Origin of the sequence: Curtobacterium flaccumfaciens UCD-AKU (assembly GCF_000349565.1) — a bacterium.
GTDB classification, from domain to species: domain Bacteria; phylum Actinomycetota; class Actinomycetes; order Actinomycetales; family Microbacteriaceae; genus Curtobacterium; species Curtobacterium poinsettiae.
The window spans coordinates 27,035-52,431 of the sequence record NZ_KB714620.1 but is presented as its reverse complement, the minus strand read 5'-3'; the positions used below and the strand labels follow the sequence as shown (position 1 = coordinate 52,431).

Genomic DNA, 25,397 nt, shown 5'->3' with positions numbered 1-25,397 from the left:
CCTACTCGCCGTGGTGCTTGGGGACGAACTTCGGACCGTCGACGCCGTAGCCGGCCTTCTTCATCACGCCACCGACGATGAGGCCGATGAGGACGACGCCAGCGGAGGCCCAGACGCCCCACGGCTGGTCGAACCAGAAGAACAGCGTGCCTGCCGCGAATCCGATCAGCATGATCACGACGGCGGTCCAGGCGGCCGGCGAGTGGCCTTCGCCGAGTTCTGCGGGCTCAGTGTTGCTCACGGTGCTCCTCGTTCTGCTCCGGCGTCGTCGGTCGAGCGACGCCCTGTCGATCCTACCGTGTCGTCACTCGGCGCCCCCGCGCCCGCGCCGTCCACGGTGGTGGGGTCCACGCCCGCGCTCAGGTCGTCCCAGTCGACGACCGCATCGCGCTCGACGGGTGCCGCGGCCCGCGCCGCGGCGGCGGCTCCGGCGGTCGCGGCTCCGTACTTCCGGCTCGGTCCGGGCCAGGCGCGCTGGACCACGATGACGACGACGCCCAGCAGCACGGCGAGCACGCCGCCCGCGATGCCGACTGCGGGCCACGGGCTCACGCTGACGCTCGACACGACGCTCCGGACGGCGCCGAGGTCGCTCACCCCGGCGACCTCGCCCACGGCGCCGCGTGCAGCGGCGATCGGGTCGGCGGCCGCGGTGATGCCGCTGACGACCACGCCGAGGCCGAGCAGGATCTCCACGGCGGCGAGCACGATGCGCAGCACCCGTCCGGCGATGGTCATCGCGAGGAACAGCGCGAGGCTCGCGATCGCCAGCGCGGTGAACTGCGGCACGACCGCTGCGCCGTCGGCGGCGACCGTCGACGTGACTGCCGCTCCCGCGTGCAGGCGGACGGTGAACCAGGTCTGGGTCCACGCGAGCATGATGATGCCGGCGACCAGGAGTCCGGCGACGACGACGATCGGGCGCGACCGCTTCACGAACGGACCTCGCGCATCCGGTTCGCCGTCGCGACGGCACGCAACGGGGCCGCGGCCTTGTTGACCGCCTCGACGTGCTCGGTCTCCGGGTCGGAGTCGGCCACGAGGCCGGCCCCGGCCTGCACGCGGGCGACGCCGTCCTTGATCAGGGCGGTGCGGATCGCGATCGCCAGGTCGGCGTCCCCGGCGAAGTCGAAGTAGCCCACGACACCGGCGTACGCACCACGCTTGGCGGGCTCGAGCTCGTCGATGATCTGGAGCGCTCGGGGCTTCGGCGCGCCCGAGAGCGTGCCTGCCGGGAACGTCGCCCGGAACACGTCGATCGCCGAGGCCTCGGGACGGATGCGGCCCTCGACGCTCGACACCAGGTGCATGATGTGGCTGAACCGCTCGACCGTCATGAACTCGGTGACGGCGACCGTGCCCGGCTCGCACACCTTCTGCAGGTCGTTGCGGGACAGGTCGACGAGCATCAGGTGCTCCGCGCGCTCCTTCGGGTCGCCGAGCAGGTCCTCGCCGAGGCGGACGTCCTCTTCGGGCGTGGCACCACGCGGGCGGGACCCGGCGATCGGGTGGGTGACGGCGTGGTCGCCCTGCACCTTCACCAGCGCCTCGGGCGAGGCGCCGACGATCCAGAACCGCTCGTCGGCGGTGTCCGCCAGCGCCAGGAAGTACATGTACGGGCTCGGGTTCAGGGTCCTGAGCACGCGGTAGACGTCGAGCGGGTCGGCCGTCACCTCGTGGTCGAACCGCTGCGAGATGACGACCTGGAACACGTCGCCGTCGCGGATGAAGTCCTTCGACCGCTCGACGGCGGCCATGTAGTCGGCCGGACTCGTCCGGTGCGTCGGGGTCGGCTCCGCGATCTCGAACGCCTCGGCGACGGTCGCGACGCTCGGCTGCACCAGGTCGCCCTGCATGCGGTCGAGGCGCTGCTGCGCGTCCGCCCACAGGGCATCGGCGTCGTCCGTGCCGTCGTTCAGCACGCTCGCGACGAGCAGCACGAGCCCGGTGCGGTGGTCGAGGGCGGCGAGCTCGGAGACGAACGACAGCGCCTGTCCGGGGACGTCGAAGTCGGACGGCGGCACGTTCGGCAGGTGTTCGAGCTGCCGGACGGCCTCCCACCCGATGAAGCCCACGGTGCCGCCGACGAGCGGCGGCGAGCCGGGCACACGGGGCGTGGCCCAGCGCTCGTGCAGCCGCGCGAGGACGTCCAGTGGGGCACCGTCGAGGGACCCGACGGCCCGCTCGGCGTCGATGCCGGTGTCGATCCACGCCGCGCGGTCGCCGTCCTGCGTCAGGACGCCGAAGCTCCGCACCCCGACGAACGACCAGCGCGACCACAGGCCGCCCTGGCCGGCGGACTCGAGCAGGAACGACCCGGGGCGGCCGTCGGCGAGCTTGCGGTACACGCCGACCGGCGTCTCGCTGTCGCCGTACAGGGCGCGGACGACCGGGATGACACGGTGGTCGTCGACCAGACCGTCGAACTCCGGCCGGGAGGTCGTGTGCGGGTTCTCGGAGATCGTCGCGGCGGTCATCGGGTCGCCTCCACGGCTGCGTCGGCCGGGGCGGACATGGTCACGGGCGCGAGCGGGTCGACGTCGAAGCACCGGTGCGCACCGGTGTGGCACGCCGCCCCGACCTGGTGCACCGTCACGAGGAGCGTGTCGTCGTCGCAGTCCAGCGCGGCCCCGCGGACGTACTGCGCGTGTCCCGACGTGTCGCCCTTCCGCCAGTACTCGTTCCGCGACCGCGACCAGAAGGTCACACGGCCCTCGGTGAGGGTGCGGCGGAGGGCTTCCCGGTCCATGTAGCCGAGCATGAGGACGTCCTTCGACGATTCCTCCTGCACGATGGCGGGGAGCAGGCCGTCCGCACCGAAGTGTGCGCGGTCGAGGACCGCCTCGGTGTCGGTACTGGTGCTGTCGGTCATGAGACTCCTAGCCTACGGCGGCGGATCAGCGGACGGCGTGACCGGTCGCGCGGAGCGCGGCCTTGACGTCCCCCACGGTCATCTCGCCACGGTGGAAGACGCTGGCGGCGAGGACCGCGTCCGCACCCGCGTCGACGGCCGGGGCGAAGTGCTCGACGCGACCCGCGCCTCCCGAGGCGATCACCGGGACGGACGAGACCGCGCGCACCGCGGCCACGAGTTCGAGGTCGAACCCGTTCTTCGTGCCGTCGGCGTCGATCGAGTTGACGAGCAGCTCCCCCGCACCGCGTTCGACGGCTTCGCGTGCCCAGGCGATCGCGTCGAGGTCGGACTCGGTCCGCCCCCCGTGGGTGGTGACCACGAAGCCCGAGGGCATCCGGTCCGACCGCTTGACGTCGAGCGAGAGCACGACGGCCTGCGCGCCGAACCGGTCGGCGATCTCGCCGACGAGTTCGTGGCGGGCGATGGCCGCGCTGTTCACGCCGATCTTGTCCGCACCGCACTGCTGCAGCCGCGACACGTCGTCGACGCTGCGCACCCCACCACCGACGGTGAGCGGGATGAAGACCTGTTCGGCCGTCCGGGTCACGGTGTCGTACATCGTCGCCCGGTTCTCGACCGTGGCGCCGACGTCGAGGAAGGTCAGCTCGTCGGCACCCTGCTCGTAGTACCGCGCCGCGAGCTCGACGGGGTCACCGGCGTCCTGCAGGTCGAGGAAGTTGACACCCTTGACGACTCGGCCGCCCTTGACGTCGAGGCACGGGATGACCCGCACCGACACGCCGCCGGTGGTCACAGGCGTGCGGCGTGGATCGGGCTGACGAGGATCGCCCGGGCGCCGAGGTCGTAGAGCGCGTCCATGATGAGGTTCGCGTCGTCGCGCGGGATCATCACGCGGACCGCCGCCCACTCTCGGTCGTGCAGCGGCGACACCGTGGGCGACTCGATGCCGGACGCCACCGCCGTCGCCTGCTCGAGCAGTGCCGTGGGGACGTCGTAGTCGAGCATCACGTAGCCGCGGGCGACGAGCACGCCCTGCAGCCGCCGACGCAGCACGTCGATGCCGGCGATGGTCTCGTCGGTGGAGACGAGCACCGCGGTCGACTCGAGGATCACCGGGCCGAAGATCTCGAGGCCCGCCTGTCGGAGCGTGCTGCCCGTCGACACGACGTCGGCAACGGCGTCGGCGACCCCGAGCCGCACGGCGCTCTCGACGGCGCCGTCGAGCTTCACGAGCGTCGAGGTGACCCCGTGCTCGGCGAGGAACGCTCCGACGAGGCCGGGGTAGCTCGTGGCCACGCGGACGCCGTCGAGGTCCTGCAGCGAGGCGAACCGTCCGGGCGTGCCGGCGAACCGGAAGGTGGAGTCGGCGAAGCCGAGCGCGTCGACCTCGTGCGCCTCGGAGCCGGAGTCGAGCAGCAGGTCACGGCCGGTGATGCCGACGTCGAGTGCGCCGGACCCCACGTACGTGGCGATGTCCCGCGGGCGGAGGAAGAAGAACTCGACGCCGTTGCGCTCGTCGAGCAGGTGCAGCGCCTTCGGGTCACGGCGACCGGCGTACCCGGCCTCACGCAGCATGTCGGACGCGGTCTCGGACAGGGAGCCCTTGTTGGGCACGGCGATGCGGAGCATCAGGGGTCTGCTTTCTGGTCGGGGTCGTGGCGGATCGAGGTCGGTGCGCGGGCTGTGCCCGGGCGCGTCCTACAGATGTCGCCAGACGTCCGCCGGGGTGAGCCCCTTGGCGACCATGAGGACCTGGAGGTGGTAGACCAGCTGCGAGATCTCCTCCGAGGTGCGCTCGTCGCCCTCGTACTCGGCCGCCATCCAGACCTCGGCGGCTTCCTCGACGATCTTCTTGCCGATCTGGTGCACGCCGGCGTCGAGTTCGGCGACGGTGCCGGAGCCCTCGGGGCGCGTGCGCGCCTTCTCGGTGAGCTCCTGGAACAGGTCGTCGAACGTCTTCACGGGGTCCAGGCTACCGGTCTCCGCTGACGCGGCCGACGCACCGTCCGGACGGGAGGCGGTGGTCGCCTCGGCGACGCCGGCACCGTCCGGCGCTCCCACGGTCACGAGCGTGCCCGAGCGGCGGCCTCGCGCAGGTCGGTGATGCGCGCGGCGGGCTCGCCGCCGAAGACCGCCGACCCCGCGACGAGCGTGTCGGCACCGCTCCGCACGGCCTCGGGCACGGTGTCCACCGAGATGCCCCCGTCCACCTCGAGCCAGACGTCGAGCCCCGAGGCGTCGACCGCCGCGCGCGCGTCAGCGAGCTTCGGCATCACGGACGGCATGAACGACTGGCCGCCGAACCCGGGCTCGACCGTCATCAGCAGGATCATGTCGTAGGCGTCGAGGTGGTGCAGCACCTGGGTGATCGGGGTGCCGGGCTTCACGGCGACGGCCGCGCGGGCACCGTTCGACCGGATCGCCGCTGCGGTCGCCACCGGGTCCTCGGCTGCCTCGAAGTGGAACGTGACGCTCGACGCACCGGTCTCGGCGTACTTCGGCGCGTTGCGGTCGGCGTCAGTGACCATGAGGTGCACGTCCAGCGGCACCGGCGACACCTGCTGCAGGCGCTCGACGATCGGCAGCCCGAGCGTCAGGTTCGGCACGAAGTGGTTGTCCATCACGTCGACGTGCACCAGGTCGGCGGTCTCGATGCGGTGGAGTTCACGCTCGAGGTTCGCGAAGTCGGCGGACAGGATGCTCGGCGAGATGCGGATCGTCACCGGGCAAGCCTACCGGCGTGCCGCGCGTCGGGGCCTCAGTCGACGCGGCGGAACAGCGCGATGAACATCGCGTCGGTGCCGATCCGGTGCGGCCACAGCTGCGCTGTGGCGCCGTCCGCGATCTCCGGGTCACGAGCGGCGACACCCCGGACGACCGTGGCGGTGTCGAGCTGCTCGAGCCGGTCACCGTGCCGCCCCATCAGCGCGTCGACCTGCCCGCGCGTCTCGGCCAGGTGCGGCGAGCACGTCACGTACGCCAGGGTCCCGCCCGGAGCGAGCACGCGGACGGCGGCGTCGAGCAGTTCGGTCTGCAGCGCCGCGAGCTCCTCGACGTCCTCGGGGAGCTTCCGCCAGCGGGCCTCCGGCCGGCGACGCAGCGCGCCGAGCCCGGTGCACGGGGCGTCGAGCAGGATGCGGTCGAAGGTCATCCCGGTGCCGTCGCGGCCGTACCGACGGGCGTCGCCCTCGACGACCCGCACGTGGTCGCCGAACACGCCGAGGGCGTTCCGCACGAGTCCGGCCCGGGCGGGCACGAGCTCGTTGGCGACCAGGGTCGCCCCGCCCTGCTGCGCCTCGGCGGCGAGCAGCGCGGCCTTGCCGCCGGGACCGGCGCACATGTCGAGCCACCGCTCCCCCGCACGCACGGCCGACGAGCGGCTCAGCGCCAGCGCGGCGAGCTGCGACCCCTCGTCCTGCACGCGCAGGCGCCCGGCGGCGACGCCCGGCACGCGTGCCGGGTCGCCGGAGATGCCGCGGATCCCGACGGGCGACACCGGCGCGGCGTCCGCCTGCACGACGGGTTCGGTGGACCGGACGGGAGGCACGGTGCCGGTCGCGCCGTCGGCCTCCGGTTCGTCGACGGCGGGCACCAGGGCCGCGGGCACGTCGTCCGCACCGGTCGCGTCAGCGAACGCGGCGTCGGTGTCGTCGTCCGGCGCGGTGCGCGCGGTCGCGGTGGCGATGTCCTCGTCGGTGGCGAATCCGGGCAGGGCTGCGAGCTGCACCCGGGGTGCTGCGTTGTCGACAGCGAGCAGGGCGGCGAGCTCGTCGCGGGAGCGCTCGGCGGCCAGGGCGTCGCGGAGCGCGGAGACGACCCAGACCGGGTGCGACCACCGGGTGGCGAGCAGGGCGTCCCCGGCGCGGCCCTCGGTGATCAGGGCGTCCCACTCGTCGTCGGTGCGGGCGGCGATCTTCCGCATCACGGCGTTGACGAACCCGGTGGCGCGGCGGGCACCGACCTCGCGGGCGAGCTCCACCGTGGCGTCGACGGCGGCGTGCGTCGGCGTGCGCATGGCGAGCAGCTGGTGGGCGCCCAGGCGCATCACGTCGAGGACGTCCGCCTCGATGTTCTCGGCCCGGCGACCGGAGGCCAGCGCGATGATGACGTCGTAGCGGCCGAGCATCCGGATCGACCCGTAGGTGAGCTCGGTCGCGAACCCGGCGTCGCGGGCGGTGAGTCCGGCACGACGGATGCGCGTCGGCAGCAGCAGGTTCGCGTAGGCGTCGTCGACCTGCACGGCGCGGAGCACGTCGAACGCCACGCGGCGGGCACTGGCCGGGCGGGGGCCACGGCGGGCAGCCTGGGGCTTCGTCTGGGGGCTCATGCGAGGACCTTCCCGTCCAGTTCGCCGAGGCCACGGGCCCAGGCGGCGGCGTCCATCGCCTTCTTGCCCGCCGGCTGCACCTCGAGCAGCACGAGCGGGGTGTCGGCGGTCCCGACCAGCAGCCGACCGCCGTGGAGCGCGAGCGCACCGGGCGCGAGCGACGGGGCGGGGTCCTCGGCGCCTCCTGGCTGGAGCGTGCTGCGGAGCAGCTTCACGCGGGTCTCGCCCAGGTGGGCGTACGCGCCGGGCTCGGGCGTGACGCCGCGCAGCCGGGCGTGCACGACCGCTGCCGGAGCGGCGAAGTCGACACGGCCGTCGTCGATCGTGAGCTTCGGGGCGAGGGTGGGCTCGCCGGACTGCTCGGTCGCGACAGCGGTGCCGACGGCGATGCCGTCCACGACGTCCGCCACGACGTCGGCACCGACCTCGGCCATCGCGGCGAGGACCTCACCCGAGGTCGCCTCGGGGTCGATCTCGAAGGGCCGCGCGGCGTAGACCGGGCCGGCGTCCAGCGCCTCGACCAGCTGGAAGACCGTGGCGGCGGTCCGGGTGTCGCCGGCCATCACCGCACGCTGCACGGGAGCAGCACCGCGGTACGCCGGCAGGTCGGAGAAGTGCAGGTTGATCCACCCGTGTCGCGGGGCGTCGAGGGCCGGGCGGCGGAGCAGTGCGCCGTAGGCGACGATCACGCCGAGGTCGACGTCGAGGTCCGCGATCTGGGCGGTGACGGCATCGTCGACGCGCGAGGCCTCGATGACCGGCAGTCCGAGCTCCGCGGCGACGACGGCCACCGGAGTCGGGGTGAGGACCCGCTTGCGGCCCTGCGGGGTGGCCGGCCGGGTGAGCACCGCGACGATCTCGTGGTCGGACGCCGCCAGACGGCGGAGGGTGGGGACGGCCGCAGCGGGGCTGCCGGCGACGACGAGACGCATGGGTCCATCGTCCCACGCGCGTCGCCCGCGGCCGGCACGAGCACCGGCCGACGTCACCAGCCCGTCGTCAGGACCACTGGTCACGCAGGGACGGCGGCGTCTTCGTCGCTCCGGAGTCACGTCGAGCGCGGAGCAGCAGCACGAGCGACGATGGCGAGTCGATCTCGTGGAGCCGACACGGACCGACCGAACGGTCCCAGTCGGCGGCGAACGCCTCGGCGTCCTCCCGCCGTCGTCCGATCCCCGTCGGGACCGCCAGGAACCGGTTGCCGCGGGTGGTCGTCCGTGCGATCCACAGCGCGAGCGCCAGCAGCGGTGCCCGGCGCAGCCGCGCTGCCTCGCCGCGCCCGGTCTCGAGCAGGAACCGCGGCGTGCGGACCGGACCGAACGCCTCGGCGAGTGCGCTCGTCACCGTGCGGCGGTCCTCCACGGTCCCGCCGAGGGCCTCCATGGTGAACGCCACCGGCAGCCTGCCGACCATCGTCGGGGTGACGCGGATGTCGCCGTCACCGTAGGCGGGGATGCGTCCGGCGCGGTGCAGGCCGTCGATGACGACGCGGACGGCGCTCCGGTAGCCGTGCGCGGTGTCGAACCGCTGTCGCAGCGCCGTGCCGAGCTGGCGGGCGACCGGCCAGGCGACCGCGGTCGCGGCGACCACGGTGAGGACCGCACCGACGACGCCGAGGACGACGCCGGCGCGCCAGAGTTCGACGACGACACGGAACGACTGTGCGACGACCGCGAGCACCAGCGCGAGCACGACGGTCATCACGGCGGCTGCGGTGGGGCCGGTGGTCCACGGCGCGGCATCGGGTTCGTGGAGGACGGCCGCCGTGCTCTCGCGGTCGGCGTACGGCTCGCCGATGCGCCAGGCCGCGTGGGTCTGCTCACGGGACGGCAGCGCCGCCGCGATGTCGTCGTCGAGCGCTCGGACGCTCCGCCGCTTGTCCTTGGCGACGATCGCGGCGAGCCGCAGGGCGTGTGCGTCGGAGAGTGCGGTCCCGGTGCCGCGGACGACCTGGGTGTCGTCCTCGCGGAGGAGTCCCCAGAGCTGATCGTGCTTCCGGTGCATGCGGCTGACGTCCGGCGCTGCGAGGAGCGGGACGTCAGCGGGCACGACGGCGGTGACGGTCCAGTTGTGGGCGACCTTGCGGGGCCAGGCGGGGTCGAGGCGCAGGGTGCGGCCGCGGAGCTGCTGGGTGGCCGAGGACGTCGCGACGGCCGTGAGGTCGATCATGGTGTTCACCGCCGGGCAGTCCCAGCCCTCGCCGAGGAGTCCGCGGGTGCCGACGACGAGACGGGTGGTCGCGTCGGTGAGCAGTGCCGAGACGGCGGCGATGACCGCGGCCGAGCCGGTGCCGGCGGTCTCCACCGCGAGCACCCCCGGTGTGCCGTCCACCGGACTGGCGGGCAGTTCGGTGCCGAGGTGGCGTCGGAGCGCGGGCAGCAGGACGTCGGCGTCGCAGGCGGCGATGCGGAGGTGCTTCGCGGTGACGAGGACGGGGTGCAGGCCGGTGAGGGTCGGGTCCGCGGCGATCGTCGCGAAGGTGCGGAGCGCGCCGGCGTCGCGCCCACCCGAGCCACGGGCGTTGCCGTGCGTGGCGTGGTCCGTGACGACGACGGTGCGCAGGCGGCCCGCGCCCTCCTGCTCGAGTTCGAGCCGGAGGATCTCCCCCACCGCGGTGTCCTTGGCCGCGGACGAGGCGAGGACGGTGTCGACGGGGTCGCGGCCACGCCGGACCCCGCGGTCCGTCAGGGTGAAGCCGAAGTCGACGATGGACCGTTTGATCCGCTGCCACTGTTCCGCTCGGTCGGGATCGGGCAGGAGCCGGTCGAGGGCGTAGCGGGCGAGCAGCCGGAGTCGCTGCTCGGCGTCGGGTGTGCTCCGGGCGGCGTGGTGGACGAAGGCCAGGACCGGGTGGTCCGGACGGACCTCCGCGAGCATGCGCGCGGCGGACTCGGCGACGGCGAAGTCGGTGTCGAACGCACGGGCCAGCCGCGTCTCGGGCGATGCCGTGGCCGAGCGGTCACCGTCGGACTGGTCGACGGGTGGCTGCAGGGTGTGCACCAGCCAGTCCGCGCCGTCGGGGTCGTCGAACGTCGTCGCCACCAGGCTCGCGAGCCGGTCCTCGTGCTCGCGGAGGAACGCGATCTCGTCCTGCGTGGGTTCGACGAACCAGACGTGGTCTCGGTAGGGCGCGAGGTTGCCCTCCTTCACCACGGCCGGTGTCGGGACCTCGTGGTCGACGTCGCCGAGCAGCGCGGTGTAGTTGTCGTGCGCGTCCCGGTCGTCGGTGGACGGCAGGGTGGCGGTGAGCCCGATGAGCAGGGGTTCACGGCCGGCCTGCCGGATGCGTGCGGCGAGGTACGCGACCACGAGGGCCCAGTGGTCGAGCAGGTGGTGGCACTCGTCGAGCACGATGGTGCCGACGCCGTGCGCGACGAGCCGGTCGACCAGGGCCCGGGCGTTCGGGTGCAGCGCGGTCGCGAGGAGCGCCGGGTCCTCGCGGGCGAGTCGACGGCGGATGGCCCGTGAGCGCCGCGCGATCCCCTTCCGGTACGCCGTCGGGTTGGAGCCATCGAGGTCGACGAGCCACGCTGCCGCAGCCTGCTCGTCGCGGCCGCCCTCGACGAGTTCGCGGCGCCAGTCCGCAGCCGCGAGCTCGGTGAGCGGGTTGCCGGTCTCGAGGACCGAGAGCATCTGGTAGGTCAGCGCGGTCAGGTCACCGGGGTGCTCGGGGTCCTCGGACACGCGGACGGCCGGAGCACCGTCGAGCGCGGCAGCCGAGACGGCCCACTGGGAGCGGATCGTCGCGGTCGGCGCGAGGACGAGCGCGCGGGCTCCGGCGCGGCCGGCCAGCAGGAGCCCGAGCAGGGTCTTGCCGGAGCCCGGCGGCGCGACCACGTGCACCGGGTCCCCTGGCACCACGGGCACCCGGTCGAGCACGTCCTGCTGGTAGCGCCGCAGCGTCCCCTGGTAGCGCCAGCCCGTGAGCGGACCGCCCCGTTCCCCCGTCGTCACGCCTCGAGTCTCCCACGGGCCGTGCGCGGCGGGATGCGTTCCGTGGACCGTCCGTGAACCGACTGCGCGGTGGCTGCGTACGGTCTGAGCCACATCAGGAAAGGAACCACCATGAGCGACGTCACCACCGCCACCAACCGCTACGCCGGTTCGTCCGTCCAGAAGGCCGCCCTCGTGGTCGGCATCGTGTTCCTGCTCGTCGGGATCGCCGGGTTCGTCCCCGGCATCACGACCGGTGACCTGGCCGGCGCCGGACACGAGTCGATGGGCATGCTGCTCGGCATCTTCCAGGTGTCGGTGCTGCACAACATCGTCCACCTGCTGTTCGGCGTCGTCGGACTGCTCGCCGCCAACCGGGCCACCGGCTCGCGGATGTACCTCGTGCTCGGCGGGGTCGTCTACTTCGTCCTGTGGGTCTACGGCCTGTTCACCGCCGGGCACAGCTCGGGTGCGAACTTCGTCCCGCTGAACAACGCCGACAACTGGCTGCACCTCGTGCTCGCCATCGGCATGGTCGCCCTCGGCGTCGTGCTGCCGCGCGAGCGTCGCCGGCCCGCCAACGCCTGACCGGCGCACACCCGACTGTCGCAGCAACGCGGCAGACCCCGAACGACACCGCCGACGTCCCACGACGTCGGCGGTGTCGTTCTGCGTCGGGGCCACCCAGTCGTGCCCACCCGGTCGGCCGGGCTCAGACCTCGGAGAACGGTTCGGCGTCGTCGAGCCGCACCCGCAGCGTCGGAGCGGCCCGTCGGCGGTTGCCGCCCTTGAGCACCCGCCGGGTCGACGAACGCCGGATGACCTCGGCCTTGAGCGTCGCCGCGACCTCGGCACCGTGGGCGTACGGGAACCGCACGATCGCCCGGACCGTGCCCGGCAGGGCGTCGTCCTCGACGGGGACCGGGCCGAGCACCGGACCGACGACGGCATCGCCCAGGGCCTCGACCGCAGCGGTGACGGCCTCGTCGGTGCCGGTCATCGTCGCCACCCGGACGGCCGGCGGGAAGTGGAGTTCACGGCGGTCGGTGAGTTCGTCGTGCGCGGGTCCGTCGAGCCGCCACAGGGCCATCGCAGACGCCAGACGCCCACCGATCCCGACCAGGTACACGTCGGCGCCGGGGGCCGACTTCGCCGCCGCGTTCGTCCAGAAGCGCAGCACGTCCTCCTGCACGCGCAGCCCTTCGCGGGCGAGCATCTTCTCGCCGTCGAGCAGCAGCACGCAGGCGTAACCGCCGGGCACCGAGGGTTCCGCCCCGCGGGTGGCGACGACGACCGACGGCTTGGCGGGGACCTCGTCGAGCGGACGGGATCCGTCCGCGACGATGATCCGGGTGCCGGGGAACGCCCGCCCGAGCTCCTCCGCGGTGCGCTGTGCGCCCTGGCCGACCGGCTTGACGGTGCCGTTGCCGCACGTCGGGCAGCGGAACCCGACGGCCAGGGCACCGCAGAACCGGCACTGGGGGGTGGCGCCCCGGTGGGGGCTGCCGAGCGGGCCGCCGCAGACCCGGCAGTGCGCCCGTTCGCCGCACTCGGCGCAGACCAGGCCGGTGCCGAAGCCCGGGCTGGCGACCTGCACCAGGACGGCTCCGTGCTGGCTCGCCTCGCGCGCGGCGCGCCAGGCCGAACTCGGGATGCGCGCCTGGGCGGCGAAGCCCTCGGCCCCGGTCTGCTGCACCGTGGGGATGACCTTCGGGGTCTTCACGCGGTACGGGACGACGTCCTGCAGCCAGTGCAGCTCGACCAGGCGTTGCACGTCGGTGCTGCGCGCGTGCGAGACGAACAGCAGCGCGGCACCGGACTGGGCCGCCCGCACCAGGGCGACGTCGCGCGTGTGCACGTAGGGGGCCCGCTGCTCGATGAACGAGGCGTCGCCGTCGTCCCACATCGCGATCAGCCCGAGCTCCGTCGCCGGCGCGTACATCGCCGTGCGGTTCCCGATCGCGACCACCGGGTGCGTGCGGGCCTGCAGCAGGGCCTTCGCACGCTGCCCGTTCGTCTGCTTCGCGTCGAACCGCACCACCCGTTCCGGCGGCAGCACGGCGAGCAGGGCGCGCTCGAGGTCGATGACGTCGCGGAAGTCCGGCACGGCGACCACCGCGGACTGCTCGGCCGCCAGCGTGTGCGCCGCGGCCTGGGCGAGCGTCGCAGCCCATCCCGGCACCCAGACCGGTGCGTCCGCGTCACCCACCGCCACGGGCTGGGGGACGGCGGCGACCGCAGCACGTCCGTGCTCCGTCACCACGGCCTCCAGGACGCCGTCGGCGTAGCCGGTGACGGGCGGAGCGGTCACCGGCGGGGGCGACCACGCGGTGTCACGGGCGAGCCAGGCCTTCTCGGCGCGCACCTGCCGCGGTGGGACGGCGAGGCGCAGGACGTCGGAGGCGACGCCCGCCGCCCGGTCCGCGACGGCGCGCGCGAGGGTCCAGATCTCCGGCGCCAGGACGGGCACCGGGGACAGCACGGCCTCGATCTGGCTGAGCTCACCGGGGTACTCACCCTCGGTGACGATCTCGACCACGTACCCGTCGGACATCCGCGCCCCGGTGCGCAGCGGCACCTTGACGCGGACCCCCGCGACGCAGTCGTCCTCGAGCTCGGCCGGCACCCGGTAGTCGAACAGACGGTCCAACTGCGGGAGCGGCGAGTCGAGGACGACGCGCGCGACGGTGGTCACGCGGTGCTTCAGACGGTCGCGGCGACGAGTCCTGCGGCAGCGCGGAGTTCCTCGACACGGTCGAGCTGCTCCCACGTGAACCCGGGGAGCTCGCGGCCGAAGTGGCCGTAGGTCGCGGTCTGCGCGTAGATCGGTCGGAGCAGGTCGAGGTCGCGGATGATCGCGGCCGGACGCAGGTCGAACACCTGGCGGATGGCGGCTTCGATCGTGGCGTCGTCGACGTGTCCGGTGCCGAAGGTCTCGACGTAGAGCCCGACGGGCTTCGCGCGGCCGATCGCGTACGCGACCTGCACCTCGAGCCGGTCGGCGAGCCCCGCGGCGACCGCGTTCTTGGCGACCCAGCGCAGCGCGTAGGCGGCCGAACGGTCGACCTTCGACGGGTCCTTGCCGCTGAACGCGCCGCCACCGTGACGGGAGGCCCCGCCGTACGTGTCGACGATCACCTTGCGGCCGGTGAGTCCGGCGTCGCCCTGGGGTCCACCGATCTCGAAGCGACCGGTCGGGTTGACGATGACGTCGACGTGCGAGGAGTCGAGGTCGACGAGGTCGAGGACCGGACGGATCACGTGCTCGGTGATCGCGGCGGTGAGCTCGTCGAGCGTGACGCTCGGCGAGTGCTGCGTGGAGAGCACGACGGTCTCGACGGTCTTCGGCACGACGCCGTCGTACCCGACGGTGACCTGGGTCTTGCCGTCGGGACGCAGGAACGACAGCTCACCCGACTTGCGGACCGCGGCCAGGCGCTCGGCGAGACGGTGCGCCAGCCAGATCGCGACCGGCATGTACTCGGGGGTCTCGTTCGTCGCGAAGCCGAACATGATGCCCTGGTCGCCGGCGCCCTGACGGTCGAGCGGATCGACCGCACCGGTGCGGGAGTCGAGCGACTCGTCCACACCCTGCGCGATGTCGGGCGACTGCGCACCGATCGAGACCTCGACACCGCAGGTGGCACCGTCGAACGAGACGTCCGACGAGTTGTAGCCGATGCCGGTGATGACGTCACGGACGAGCTTCGGGATCTCGACGTAGCCGGAGGTCGTGACCTCGCCGGCGACGTGCACGAGCCCGGTGGTCACCATCGTCTCGACGGCGACGCGCGCGTTCGGGTCGACCGTGAGCAGCGCGTCGAGGATGCTGTCCGAGATCTGGTCGCAGATCTTGTCGGGGTGCCCCTCGGTCACCGACTCGGACGTGAAGAGGCGGAGAGCAGCTGCAGTCACCGGGATCAGTCGGTGGGCTGCTGCTGCTTGGTGACGGTGAGCTTGTCCTCGTTGATCTCGTGGAGCGCGACGGACAGCGGCTTGTCGTCGATCGTCGAGTCGACGAGCGGGCCGACGTTGTCGAACAGCGAGCCCTCGTGCAGGTCGGCGTAGTAGTCGTTGATCTGGCGGGCGCGCTTCGACGCGAAGATGACGAGCGCGTACTTCGACTCGACCTTGCTGAGCAGGTCGTCGATGGGCGGGTCGATGATGCCCTGGGGGTTGGCCATGGTGTCTCCTCGAAGTCAGTGCACCCGTCAGGGCGCAGAGAACAAGTCTACGACCTCACGTGCCGCGGTGCCGACATCGGAGTTCACGATCCGCACGTCGAACTCGTCCTGGGCGGCCAGCTCGACCTTCGCGGTCTCGAGACGACGCGCCTGTTCATCCGCGGATTCGGTGCCACGGCCGATGAGCCGGCGCACCAGTTCCTCCCACGTCGGGGGCAGCAGGAACACCAGCACGGCCTCGGGCATGGCGTCGCGGACCTGTCGTGCGCCCTGCAGGTCGATCTCGAGCATGACCTTCTCGCCGGCGTCGAGCGCACGGTCGATCGGCGGCCGCGGGGTGCCGTAGCGGTACGAGTTGTGGACGGTCGCCCACTCGAGCAGCTCGCGGTCGCGGATCATCCGGTCGAACTCGGCGTCGTCCACGAAGTAGTAGTGCACACCGTCGACCTCGCCGGGGCGCGGCTTCCGGGTGGTGGCGGAGACGCTGAGGTTGACGTCCGGGTACTGCTGTCGGATGTGCGCGCTCACCGTGCCCTTGCCGACCGCGGTGGGTCCGGCGAGCACGACGAGCTTCGAGGCACCACGCTTGCGACCGCGCGCGGCGAGCCAGTCCGCCAGCGCGGTCCGCTGCCGGGTGCCGAGGCCACCGAGGCGCTTCGACGGTGCGATCCGCAGGGTCCCCATGATCGCCTCGGCTCGTGCGGGGCCGATGCCCGGCAGGCTGACGAGCAGGTCGCGGACCCGCAGCGAACGCTCGGCCGAGGTCGTCTCGACCAGCGAGTCGTCCCACGCGGCACGGGCGACGTCGAGTGCGGAGCGCTCCCCCGACGCGATCGCCGCCTTCACCGCAGCCCGGGCGCGTCGTGCGGCGACGGCGGCCTTCGCCGCGGCGACGCGGTCCACCTCTGGCGGGGTGCGGTGCGCGGGCAGGCCCTCGGGCGCGTCGGTCACGCTGCCGCCGCCAGTGCCGTGCGGATGCGGTCGGCGCGGTCGGCGACGAGGGCCGCGACCCCGTCCGGACCGTCGGTCAGCAGGCCGCGCGACTCGCTCACGAGCACCTGCTCGGCACGGGCGCCGTACAGCGCCCGGAGGTCCTCGATGCGGGCCCCCTGGGCGCCGAAGCCCGGGGCGAGGACCGGCGCGGAGCCGATCGCGTCCGCGTCGATGCCGAAGTCGTCGAGGTGAAGGGTCGCGCCGAGCACGAGCCCGACGTCGCCCAGGGCCTGATCGCCCACGGACCGGTTGTCGTCTGCCACGTCCAAGACGATACCGGCCGCGACCGTCCGGCCGGTACGCGGTCCCTCGGCCAGCACCGCGGTCTGCAGCACCCGGGCCTCGGGGTTGCTCGTCGCCGCGAGCACGAAGACCCCCGCACCGTTCCGGCGCGCCACGTCGATCGTGCCCCGGAGCGAGCCGTACCCGAGGTACGGCGACACCGTCATCGCGTCGGCCGCGAACGGCCCGTCGCGGTCCAGCCACGCCAGCGCGTAGTCGTCACCGGTCGTCCCGATGTCGCCCCGCTTCACGTCGGCGACGACCAGGAGGCCCGCATCGCGTGCCCGACGGATCGTCGCGTCGAGCGCGCGGTAGCCCGCCACCCCCGCCGCCTCGAAGAAGGCGACCTGCGGCTTCACGATCGCCGCGCGGCCGGTGGCCGCGTCGACCAGGGCCGCGCCGAATGCGGCAAGGCCCTGCTCGTCGCGGCCGAGCCCCCACGCCGCCAGGGTGGCGGCGTGGGGGTCGATGCCGACGCAGAGCGGTGAACGCTCGCGCACGGCGGACGCGAGTCGGTCACCGAAGGAGGCCGGGCCTCCTGACCGGTTCGTGCCCACGCTGGCAGCCGTCACCAGGTCGCGCGCTCGAGCGCGTAGTCCTGCAGGCTGCGGACGTTGAGCGGCGAACCGATCGTCTCGATCGCCGCGACGGCCGCACCGATCTGCGCGATCGTCGTGAACAGCGGCTTGTCCGCCGCGACCGTGGCCGCACGGATCTCGTACCCGTCCGCACGACCGGCAGCACCGGACGGCGTGTTGATGACGATGTCGACCTCGCCGGTGGCCAGCAGGTCGACGACGCTCTCGCCACCCTGGCTGTACTTGCCGACGATGCCGACCTCGATGCCGTTGCGCCGGAGGATCTCCGCCGTGCCCTCGGTCGCGATGATCGTGAAGCCGAGCTGCTGCAGTCGGTGCACCGGCAGCACGATCGCGCGCTTGTCGGTGTCGGCGACGCTCACGAAGACCGTGCCGCTGGTCGGCAGGCCGCCGTACGCGGCGTCCTGCGACTTGAGGAAGGCCCGCGGGAAGTCGCGGTCGATGCCCATGACCTCGCCGGTGGAGCGCATCTCGGGGCTGAGCACCGAGTCGACGACCTGGCCCTCGCGGGTGCGGAAGCGACGGAAGGGCAGCACGGCTTCCTTGACGGCGACCGGCGACTGCGCGGGCACGAACGCACCGTCACGCTCGGGCAGCATGCCCTCGGCGACGAGCTCGGCGACCGTGGTGCCGGTCATGATGCGGGACGCGGCCTTGGCCAGCGGGATGCCGAGCGCCTTCGAGACGAAGGGCACCGTGCGGCTGGCGCGCGGGTTCGCCTCGAGGACGTAGAGCACGCCGGCGCCGATGGCGAACTGGACGTTGAGCAGGCCCTGCACGCCGATGCCGCGGGCGATCTTCTCGGTCGCGTCGACGACGCCCTGGATCTCCGCGCGGCCGAGGCCGACCGGGGGCAGGGTGCAGGCCGAGTCGCCGGAGTGGATGCCGGCCTCTTCGAGGTGCTCCATGATGCCGCCGATGTAGAGCCGCTCGCCGTCGAAGAGCGCGTCGACGTCGATCTCCACGGCGTCGTCCAGGAACCGGTCGACCAGCAGCGGGAGCTCCGGGCCGATGATCGCCTGGTCGGCCATCCGGTCGAAGTAGTCCGCGAGCGACGGGGAGTCGTACAGGATCTCCATGCCGCGGCCGCCGAGCACGAACGACGGGCGGACGAGGACCGGGTAGCCGATCTCCTCGGCGACCGTGGTGGCGCTCGTCAGGTCGTGGGCCGTGCCGTTCCGCGGTGCGAGCAGCCCGGCGGCGTCGAGGATGGCGGAGAACTGCCCGCGTTCCTCGGCCGAGTCGATCGCGGTGGGGCTGGTGCCGAGGATCGGGATCCCGGCGGCCTCGAGCGGCTTCGCCAGGCCCAGGGCGGTCTGACCACCGAGCTGCACGACGACGCCGACGAGTTCGCCGGACGCCGCCTCGGCCTCGATGACCTCGAGGACGTCCTCGGCCGTGAGCGGCTCGAAGTACAGGCGGTCCGAGGTGTCGTAGTCGGTCGACACGGTCTCGGGGTTGCAGTTGATCATGATCGTCTCGAACCCGGCGGCGCTCAGCGCGAAGGACGCGTGCACGCACGAGTAGTCGAACTCGACGCCCTGCCCGATGCGGTTCGGGCCGGAGCCGAGGATGACGACCTTCTTGCGGTCGCTCGGCGTGATCTCGGTCTCGGTGTCGTACGACGAGTAGTGGTACGGCGTCAGGGCGGGGAACTCGCCGGCACAGGTGTCGACGGTCTTGAAGACCGGTCGGATGCCCTGGGCGTGCCGCTCGTCACGGACCTGCTGCTCGGAGACCGGTGCCGCGTCCGTGCTGCGCAGGCTCGCGATCTGGGTGTCGCTGAAGCCGTGCTCCTTCGCCCAGCGCATCGTGTCCGCGTCGAGGGTCTCGGCGGCACGGACCTCGTCGGCGACCTCGTTGATGAGCACGATCTGGTCGATGAACCAGGGGTCGATCTTGGTGGCCTCGAAGACCTCGTCCGCGGTGGCACCCGCGACCAGGGCCTGCTGGACCGTGACGATGCGGCCGTCGGTCGGGATCGACGACTTCGCCAGCAGGGCGTCCTTGTCGAGCTCGGCAGCCGGGGTGTCCCAGTGGAAGCTCGACCCGCGCTTCTCGAGCGAGCGCAGCGACTTCTGCAGCGCAGTGGCGTAGTTCCGGCCGATGGCCATCGCCTCGCCGACGCTCTTCATCGTCGTGGTCAAGGTGGCGTCGGCGGCCGGGAACTTCTCGAACGCGAACCGCGGGGTCTTCACGACCACGTAGTCGAGCGTCGGCTCGAAGCTCGCCGGGGTGACCTTCGTGATGTCGTTCTCGATCTCGTCGAGCCGGTAGCCGATCGCGAGCTTCGCGGCGATCTTGGCGATCGGGAAGCCCGTGGCCTTCGACGCCAGGGCCGACGAGCGGGACACGCGGGGGTTCATCTCGATGACGATGACGCGGCCGTTGGACGGGTCGACAGCGAACTGGATGTTGCAGCCACCGGTGTCGACGCCGACGCGACGGATGATGTCGATGCCGATGTTCCGCATGTTCTGGTACTCGCGGTCGGTCAGGGTCAGCGCGGGGGCGACCGTGATCGAGTCACCGGTGTGGACGCCGACCGGGTCGACGTTCTCGATGGAGCAGATGACGACGGTGTTGTCGTAGTTGTCGCGCATCAGCTCGAGCTCGTACTCCTTCCAGCCGAGGATGGACTCCTCGAGCAGGACCTCGGTCGTCGGGCTGGACTGCAGCCCGTCGCCGACGAAGCGGACGAGTTCGGCCTCGTTGTAGGCGAAGCCCGAACCGAGGCCGCCCATGGTGAAGGACGGGCGGACGACGAGCGGGTAGCCGAGGTCCTTCGCGAACTCCTTGGCCTCTTCCAAGGTGTGCGCGATGTGGCTGCGGGCGACGTCGGCGCCGGACTCGAGCACGAGCTCCTTGAAGAGCTGGCGGTCCTCGCCGCGCTGGATCGCCTCGACCTTGGCGCCGATGAGCTCGACGCCGTGCTTGGCGAGGATCCCCGCCTCGTCGAGCGCGATGGCCGCGTTCAGGGCCGTCTGACCACCGAGGGTCGGCAGGACGGCGTCCGGCTTCTCGATGCGGATGATCTCCTCGAGCGACGCGTTCGTGATCGGCTCGATGTAGGTCGCGTCGGCGAAGTCGGGGTCGGTCATGATCGTCGCCGGGTTCGGGTTGACCAGGATGACCCGGACGCCCTCGGCCCGGAGGACACGGCACGCCTGGGTGCCGGAGTAGTCGAACTCGGCGGCCTGACCGATGACGATCGGGCCGGAACCGATGACGAGGACGGAGTTGATGTCTGCGCGCTTGGGCATCAGTTCGCTTCCTTGGTGATGTCTGCTGCGGGGGTCGTGGCGTCGGCTGTGGCCGCGTCGAGCGGCTCACCGTCGCGACGCTCGCGCACCATGTCCGCGAACCGGTCGAAGAGGTACATGCTGTCGTGCGGCCCGGCGGCGGCCTCGGGGTGGTACTGCACGCTGAACGCCGGCACGTCGAGCGCTCGGAGACCCTCGACCACGTCGTCGTTCAGCGAGTAGTGCGAGACCTCGACCCGACCGAACCCGGCCGGCGAATCGATGACCTCGCCCAGGGGCGCGTCGACCGCGAAGCCGTGGTTCTGGCTCGTGATCTCGACCTTGCCCGTGGTCGTGTCGAGCACCGGCTGGTTGATGCCGCGGTGGCCGAAGGGCAGCTTGTAGGTGCCGAAGCCCAGGGCACGGCCGAGCAGCTGGTTGCCGAAGCAGATGCCGAAGAACGGCCGGCCGGTGCGCAGGCTGCCCTGCAGCAGTTCGACCTGCGCGTCCGAGGCGGCGGGGTCACCGGGGCCGTTCGAGTAGAACAGGGCATCCGGTGCGAGGGCTTCCAGCTCCTGGGCGGAGATGTCCTGCGGCACGACGTGCACCTCGAAGCCGCGGGCGGCGAGGTACCGGGTGGTCGACGCCTTCACACCGAGGTCGAGGACGGCCAGGGTGCCGATCTGCTCACCCTCGGCCGGCACCACGTACGTCTCCGGGGTGGACACCAGCGACGAGAAGCTCGCGCCCGCCATGGTGGCCTGCGACCGAACGGCGTCCAGCTGCTCCGACTCCGGCAGTGCCGCGTCGGCGCCGCTGAAGACGCCGCCCTTCATGGCGCCGGCGTCGCGGATGCGGCGGGTGAGGGCGCGGGTGTCGATCCCTGCGATGCCGACGATCCCGTCGCGCACCAGGTGGTCGTCGAGCGTGGCGTTCGCGCGGTGGTTCGACACCACGCGGCTGGGGTCGCGCACCACGTACCCGGCGACCCAGATGCGACGGGACTCGGGGTCCTCGTCGTTCACCCCCGTGTTGCCGATGTGCGGCGCGGTCTGCACCACGATCTGCCCGGCGTAGGAGGGGTCGGTCAGCGTCTCCTGGTAGCCGGTCATGCCGGTCGCGAAGACCACCTCGCCGAGCGTGCGCCCACGGGCGCCGTAGGCCCAGCCGTCGTACCGGGTGCCGTCTTCGAGGACCAGGACGGCCCGTTCGCGTGTCATGCTTTCTTCCCTTCGCCCGCGGTTCGCGGAGCATCGGCCGCAGTCGCCTGCGGCCCGGTCTCGGTCAGTCCCTGCAGGGCGTGCAGCGCGGCTGCGTCGTCCTCCGGGAACCGGAAGTAGGTGTCCAGGTCCGTCGCACCTGCGGCGCCGGTCGCCGTCCATCGCAGACGGACCAGTCCCCCGGGTTCGACCACGCGGTCGATCGCCCACGTGGAGCGGTCGGCGCCGCGGACCGCGTCACGCGCGATCCAGCGGTCGTCGGTACCGGCGAGGCGCATCACCACGCCGGTCGCGTGGACCGTCACCCCGCCGCGGCCGCGGAACCCGAGGCCGCCTGCGGTGATGCGTTCCAACGGCTGGTCGGCGCGGGTCGTCGCGACGGTGAACCCGTCCCACGACCCGACCGCCGGTGCCAGGTCGGCCGGCACCCGGACGGGAGGCACGGCTTCCGCCTGCTTCCTGGTCCGCGTCCGCCAGGTGCGCGCCATCGCGACGAACAGGGAGGCGACCCCGAGCAGGATCACCGCGCCGAGGAGCCAGCGCTGCGTGTCGCCGCTCATGCGCGCGCCCCTGTCCGGAGCGCCGCGGCGTGCGCCGCGATCGTGTCCGCGTCGACGACCCGGCCGTCGAGCACCGTCGCGTACCCCTGGTGGAAGGTCGCGACGACCCGGCCCGGCAGGGTCATGCCGAGGTACGGCGAGTTCTGCGACTGGCCGGCGAGGTCGGTGACCGCGAACTCACGGCTGGCCGACGGGTCGTAGAGCGTGATCTCGGCGGGCGCGCCCTCGGCGATGCGCTGCCCGTGCCCCTCGACCTGACCGATCCGCGCCGGCGCCTCGGACAGCACCCGGGCGACGTCGGCCCAGTCGAGCCGGCCGTCGTCGACCACGGCGGACTGCACCACGCTCAGCGCCGACTCGAGACCGACCATGCCGTTCGCGGCGGCGGGCCACTCGCAGCACTTCGCCTCGGCGGTGTGCGGCGCGTGGTCGGTCGCGACGATGTCGATGGTGCCGTCGGCCAGGGCCGCGCGGAGCGCCTCGACGTCCTCGCGGGCGCGGAGCGGCGGGTTCACCTTGTAGCGGGCGTCGTACCCGGGGGCGCCGTCGTGCCCGGCGATGAGGTCCTCGGTGAGCACCAGGTGGTGCGGCGTGACCTCGGCCGTGACGTCGATGCCACGGGACTTCGCCCAGCGGATCACCTCGACGCTGCCGGCCGTCGAGACGTGGCAGACGTGCAGCCGCGCCCCGACGTGGTCGGCGAGCAGGACGTCGCGGGCGATGATCGCCTCTTCCGCGACGGCGGGCCACCCGGCGAGGCCGAGCTCGGAGGACAGCCGGCCCTCGTTCATCTGCGCGCCGATGGTCAGGCGCGGCTCCTGGGCGTGCTGCGCGAGCACCCCGCCGAACCCCTTGATGTACTCGAGTGCCCGGCGCATGAGCAGCGGGTCGGCCACGCAGGAGCCGTCGTCCGAGAACACCCGGACCTTCGCCCGCGAGGTCGCCATCGCACCGATCTCGGACAGGTGCGTGCCCTGCAGCCCCTGCGACACGGCGCCGATCGGGCGGACCGTGACGTACCCGGCGTCGTCACCGAGCGCCTGGACCTGCTCGACGACGCCCGCGGTGTCGGCGACGGGGCTCGAGTTCGCCATCGCGTTCACGGCGGTGAAGCCGCCGGCGGCCGCGGCACGCGAGCCGGTGAGGACCGTCTCGGACTCCTCGTGGCCGGGCTCGCGCAGGTGCGTGTGGAGGTCCACGAGACCGGGCAGGGCGATGAGCCCGTCCGCGTCCACGGTGGTGGCGCCGACCGCGTCGAGACCGGACCCGATCGCGGTGATGCGCCGGCCCTCCAGACGGATGTCGGCACGCGAGCCGTCGACCAGCTGCGCGCCACGGATCAGGTGAGCGGTCATGCGGCGGACTCCTTCGCGTCGGTGCCGTTGCCGGCGCTGCCCGTCAGGGCGAGGTAGAGGACGGCCATCCGGACCGAGACGCCGTTCTCGACCTGCTCGACGACGGTCGAGCGGGGGTCGTCGGCGGCGACGCCGGCGATCTCGAGCCCGCGGTTCATCGGACCGGGGTGCATGATCAGCGTGCGCTCGGACAGCCGTCCGAAGCGCGCCGCCGTCAGGCCCCAGTGCCGCGTGTACTCGCGCGGGTTCGGGAAGAAGGCGTCGTTCATGCGTTCCTGCTGGATGCGGAGCGTCATGACGACGTCCGGGTCCTCGGCCAGGGCGGTGTCGAGGTCGTGGTGCACCGCGGCCCCGAACGGTGTCGTCGTGGCGGGCAGCAGGGTCGGTGGCGCGGCGAAGGTCACGCTCGCGCCGAGGGTGCGGAGCAGCCAGGCGTTCGAGCGGGCGACACGGCTCAGGCCCCAGTGCCGCGTGTACTCGCGCGGGTTCGGGAAGAAGGCGTCGTTCATGCGTTCCTGCTGGATGCGGAGCGTCATGACGACGTCCGGGTCCTCGGCCAGGGCGGTGTCGAGGTCGTGGTGCACCGCGGCCCCGAACGGTGTCGTCGTGGCGGGCAGCAGGGTCGGTGGCGCGGCGAAGGTCACGCTCGCGCCGAGGGTGCGGAGCAGCCAGGCGTTCGAGCGGGCGACACGGCTGTGCAGCACGTCGCCGATGATCAGGACCCGCACGCCGTCGAGGCCCTGGCCGCGCGAACCGGTGCCGTGCAGGCGGCGGCGCATCGTGAAGGCGTCGAGCAGCGCCTGGGTCGGGTGCTCGTGGGTGCCGTCGCCGGCGTTGACCACCGGCACGTCGATCCAGTCGGCGTCGGCGAGCACCCGCGGGGCGCCGGACGCGCCGTGGCGCATGACGATGCCGTCGATGCCCATCGCGCCGAGGGTCTGCACGGTGTCCTTCAGGGATTCGCCCTTCGAGACGCTCGAGCCCTTCGCGGCGAAGTTCAGGACGTCGGCGGACAGGCGCTTCGCGGCGGCCTCGAACGAGATGCGCGTGCGCGTGGAGTCCTCGAAGAACAGGTTCACCACGGTCTTGCCACGCAGGGCCGGGAGCTTCCGGACCTCGCGCGTGTTGACCTCGGCCATCTCCTCGGCGACGTCGAGGATGTGGACGGCCTGCTCGCGGGACAGGTCGGCGGTGGAGAGCAGGTGCCGCATCACGCCACCCCCTGCTCGATGAACACGGTGTCGTCGCCGTCGGTCTCGGCCAGGTGCAGGGTGACCCGCTCGTCGGACGCCGTGGGCAGGTTCTTGCCGACGTGGTCCGCGCGGATCGGCAGTTCGCGGTGGCCGCGGTCGACGAGCACGGCGAGCCGGACGGCACGCGGCCGACCGATGCCCTGCAGCGCGTCGAGCGCGGCGCGGACGGTACGGCCGGAGTACAGCACGTCGTCGACGAGCACGACGACCTTGCCGTCGATGCCGCCGGCGGGGATGACCGTCCGGTGCGGGGCTCGACCGATGCCGTGGCCGAGGTCGTCGCGGTGCATGGTGACGTCGAGCGTGCCGACACGCTCCGTCCCGATGCCACCGGCGGCCGAGGACCACTCCGGCTCGATGCCGGCCAGGATCCGGCCGAGGCGTTCCGCCAGGACGGCGCCGCGGGTCGGGATGCCGAGGAGCACGAGGTCCGAGCCCCCGTGGTTGGCTTCGAGGATCTCGTGCGCGATGCGTGTCAGGGCACGCGTGATGTCGGGCTGTTGCAGGACCGTTCTGGTTCCCACGTCGACCCCCTTCCCCGCCTCACTGGACGGCATTAAAGGATGCTGACGTG

Annotated in this window: 23 protein-coding genes; 1 reads left to right on the top strand and 22 read right to left on the bottom strand. The window is 72.6% G+C overall.

The features are described from left to right. Position 1: 1 nt before the first annotated feature. From H489_RS28595 to H489_RS28545, 11 genes are all read right to left on the bottom strand, one after another. Positions 2–241 (bottom strand): HGxxPAAW family protein, encoded by a 240-nt coding sequence (locus tag H489_RS28595; RefSeq protein WP_017887200.1) that lies wholly within the window; start codon positions 239–241, stop codon positions 2–4. Beyond that, positions 238–936 carry a Trp biosynthesis-associated membrane protein gene (locus H489_RS28590; protein ID WP_017887199.1) on the bottom strand — a complete coding sequence of 233 codons (699 nt, stop codon included), beginning with the start codon at positions 934–936 and terminating at the stop codon, positions 238–240. The genes H489_RS28595 and H489_RS28590 overlap by 4 nt, the downstream gene beginning before the upstream one ends. Beyond that, entirely contained in the window at positions 933–2,477 is a 1,545-nt protein-coding gene (locus H489_RS28585) for an anthranilate synthase component I (protein ID WP_017887198.1), read from the bottom strand. Before H489_RS28585 ends, H489_RS28590 begins: the two co-directional genes overlap by 4 nt. Next, on the bottom strand, positions 2,474–2,872 hold the full coding sequence (gene hisI, locus H489_RS28580) for a phosphoribosyl-AMP cyclohydrolase (RefSeq protein ID WP_017887197.1): 399 nt from the start codon (positions 2,870–2,872) through the stop codon (positions 2,474–2,476). Before hisI ends, H489_RS28585 begins: the two co-directional genes overlap by 4 nt. 25 nt (positions 2,873–2,897) lie before the next feature. Beyond that, the gene (gene hisF / locus H489_RS28575) at positions 2,898–3,668 is read right to left on the bottom strand and encodes an imidazole glycerol phosphate synthase subunit HisF (protein WP_017887196.1); all 771 of its coding nucleotides are present in this window, start codon (positions 3,666–3,668) and stop codon (positions 2,898–2,900) included. Beyond that, positions 3,665–4,504, bottom strand: coding sequence for an ATP phosphoribosyltransferase (gene hisG / locus H489_RS28570; RefSeq protein ID WP_017887195.1), 840 nt, complete (start codon positions 4,502–4,504; stop codon positions 3,665–3,667). Before hisG ends, hisF begins: the two co-directional genes overlap by 4 nt. Before the next feature lie 69 nt (positions 4,505–4,573). Then, positions 4,574–4,837 (bottom strand): phosphoribosyl-ATP diphosphatase, encoded by a 264-nt coding sequence (locus H489_RS28565; protein ID WP_031259753.1) that lies wholly within the window; start codon positions 4,835–4,837, stop codon positions 4,574–4,576. A gap of 101 nt (positions 4,838–4,938) precedes the next feature. Beyond that, the gene (rpe, locus tag H489_RS28560; protein ID WP_017887193.1) at positions 4,939–5,598 is read right to left on the bottom strand and encodes a ribulose-phosphate 3-epimerase; all 660 of its coding nucleotides are present in this window, start codon (positions 5,596–5,598) and stop codon (positions 4,939–4,941) included. Positions 5,599–5,633: 35 nt separating this feature from the next. After that, entirely contained in the window at positions 5,634–7,139 is a 1,506-nt protein-coding gene (locus tag H489_RS28555; protein WP_017887192.1) for an RsmB/NOP family class I SAM-dependent RNA methyltransferase, read from the bottom strand. Between the two features lie 59 nt (positions 7,140–7,198). Continuing rightward, on the bottom strand, positions 7,199–8,134 hold the full coding sequence (fmt, locus tag H489_RS28550; protein ID WP_017887191.1) for a methionyl-tRNA formyltransferase: 936 nt from the start codon (positions 8,132–8,134) through the stop codon (positions 7,199–7,201). 67 nt (positions 8,135–8,201) lie between these two features. Continuing rightward, positions 8,202–11,156: a DEAD/DEAH box helicase family protein gene (locus tag H489_RS28545; protein ID WP_017887190.1), complete on the bottom strand. Its 2,955-nt coding sequence runs from the start codon at positions 11,154–11,156 to the stop codon at positions 8,202–8,204. 111 nt (positions 11,157–11,267) lie between these two features. On the opposite strand from H489_RS28545, the gene H489_RS28540 reads away from it, so the two are divergent. Further along, complete coding sequence (locus tag H489_RS28540) at positions 11,268–11,723, top strand: DUF4383 domain-containing protein (RefSeq protein WP_017887189.1); 456 nt, start codon at positions 11,268–11,270, stop codon at positions 11,721–11,723. Positions 11,724–11,847: 124 nt separating this feature from the next. Here H489_RS28540 and H489_RS28535 read toward each other — a convergent pair whose 3' ends face one another. From H489_RS28535 to pyrR, 11 genes are read right to left on the bottom strand one after another with little or no spacing between them, the layout of a single operon-like run. Continuing rightward, positions 11,848–13,830 carry a hypothetical protein gene (locus tag H489_RS28535; RefSeq protein ID WP_017887188.1) on the bottom strand — a complete coding sequence of 661 codons (1,983 nt, stop codon included), beginning with the start codon at positions 13,828–13,830 and terminating at the stop codon, positions 11,848–11,850. Positions 13,831–13,838: 8 nt separating this feature from the next. Further along, positions 13,839–15,050 (bottom strand): methionine adenosyltransferase, encoded by a 1,212-nt coding sequence (metK, locus tag H489_RS28530; protein WP_017887187.1) that lies wholly within the window; start codon positions 15,048–15,050, stop codon positions 13,839–13,841. Between the two features lie 5 nt (positions 15,051–15,055). Then, positions 15,056–15,319, bottom strand: coding sequence for a DNA-directed RNA polymerase subunit omega (rpoZ, locus tag H489_RS28525; RefSeq protein ID WP_017887186.1), 264 nt, complete (start codon positions 15,317–15,319; stop codon positions 15,056–15,058). 27 nt (positions 15,320–15,346) lie between these two features. Then, positions 15,347–16,270, bottom strand: coding sequence for a guanylate kinase (gmk, locus tag H489_RS28520; RefSeq protein WP_017887185.1), 924 nt, complete (start codon positions 16,268–16,270; stop codon positions 15,347–15,349). Next, the gene (pyrF, locus tag H489_RS28515; RefSeq protein ID WP_152427251.1) at positions 16,267–17,151 is read right to left on the bottom strand and encodes an orotidine-5'-phosphate decarboxylase; all 885 of its coding nucleotides are present in this window, start codon (positions 17,149–17,151) and stop codon (positions 16,267–16,269) included. Before pyrF ends, gmk begins: the two co-directional genes overlap by 4 nt. 11 nt (positions 17,152–17,162) lie before the next feature. Further along, entirely contained in the window at positions 17,163–20,456 is a 3,294-nt protein-coding gene (gene carB, locus H489_RS28510) for a carbamoyl-phosphate synthase large subunit (RefSeq protein ID WP_017887182.1), read from the bottom strand. Continuing rightward, a complete protein-coding gene (gene carA / locus H489_RS28505) occupies positions 20,456–21,655 on the bottom strand; it encodes a glutamine-hydrolyzing carbamoyl-phosphate synthase small subunit (protein ID WP_017887181.1) in 1,200 nt (399 codons plus the stop codon). Before carA ends, carB begins: the two co-directional genes overlap by 1 nt. Beyond that, complete coding sequence (locus H489_RS28500) at positions 21,652–22,215, bottom strand: hypothetical protein (protein WP_017887180.1); 564 nt, start codon at positions 22,213–22,215, stop codon at positions 21,652–21,654. Before H489_RS28500 ends, carA begins: the two co-directional genes overlap by 4 nt. Then, positions 22,212–23,570 carry a dihydroorotase gene (locus tag H489_RS28495; RefSeq protein ID WP_017887179.1) on the bottom strand — a complete coding sequence of 453 codons (1,359 nt, stop codon included), beginning with the start codon at positions 23,568–23,570 and terminating at the stop codon, positions 22,212–22,214. The genes H489_RS28500 and H489_RS28495 overlap by 4 nt, the downstream gene beginning before the upstream one ends. Then, positions 23,567–24,781 (bottom strand): aspartate carbamoyltransferase catalytic subunit, encoded by a 1,215-nt coding sequence (locus tag H489_RS37370; protein WP_017887178.1) that lies wholly within the window; start codon positions 24,779–24,781, stop codon positions 23,567–23,569. The genes H489_RS28495 and H489_RS37370 overlap by 4 nt, the downstream gene beginning before the upstream one ends. Continuing rightward, on the bottom strand, positions 24,781–25,380 hold the full coding sequence (pyrR, locus tag H489_RS28490; protein ID WP_017887177.1) for a bifunctional pyr operon transcriptional regulator/uracil phosphoribosyltransferase PyrR: 600 nt from the start codon (positions 25,378–25,380) through the stop codon (positions 24,781–24,783). Before pyrR ends, H489_RS37370 begins: the two co-directional genes overlap by 1 nt. Positions 25,381–25,397 lie beyond the last annotated feature (17 nt).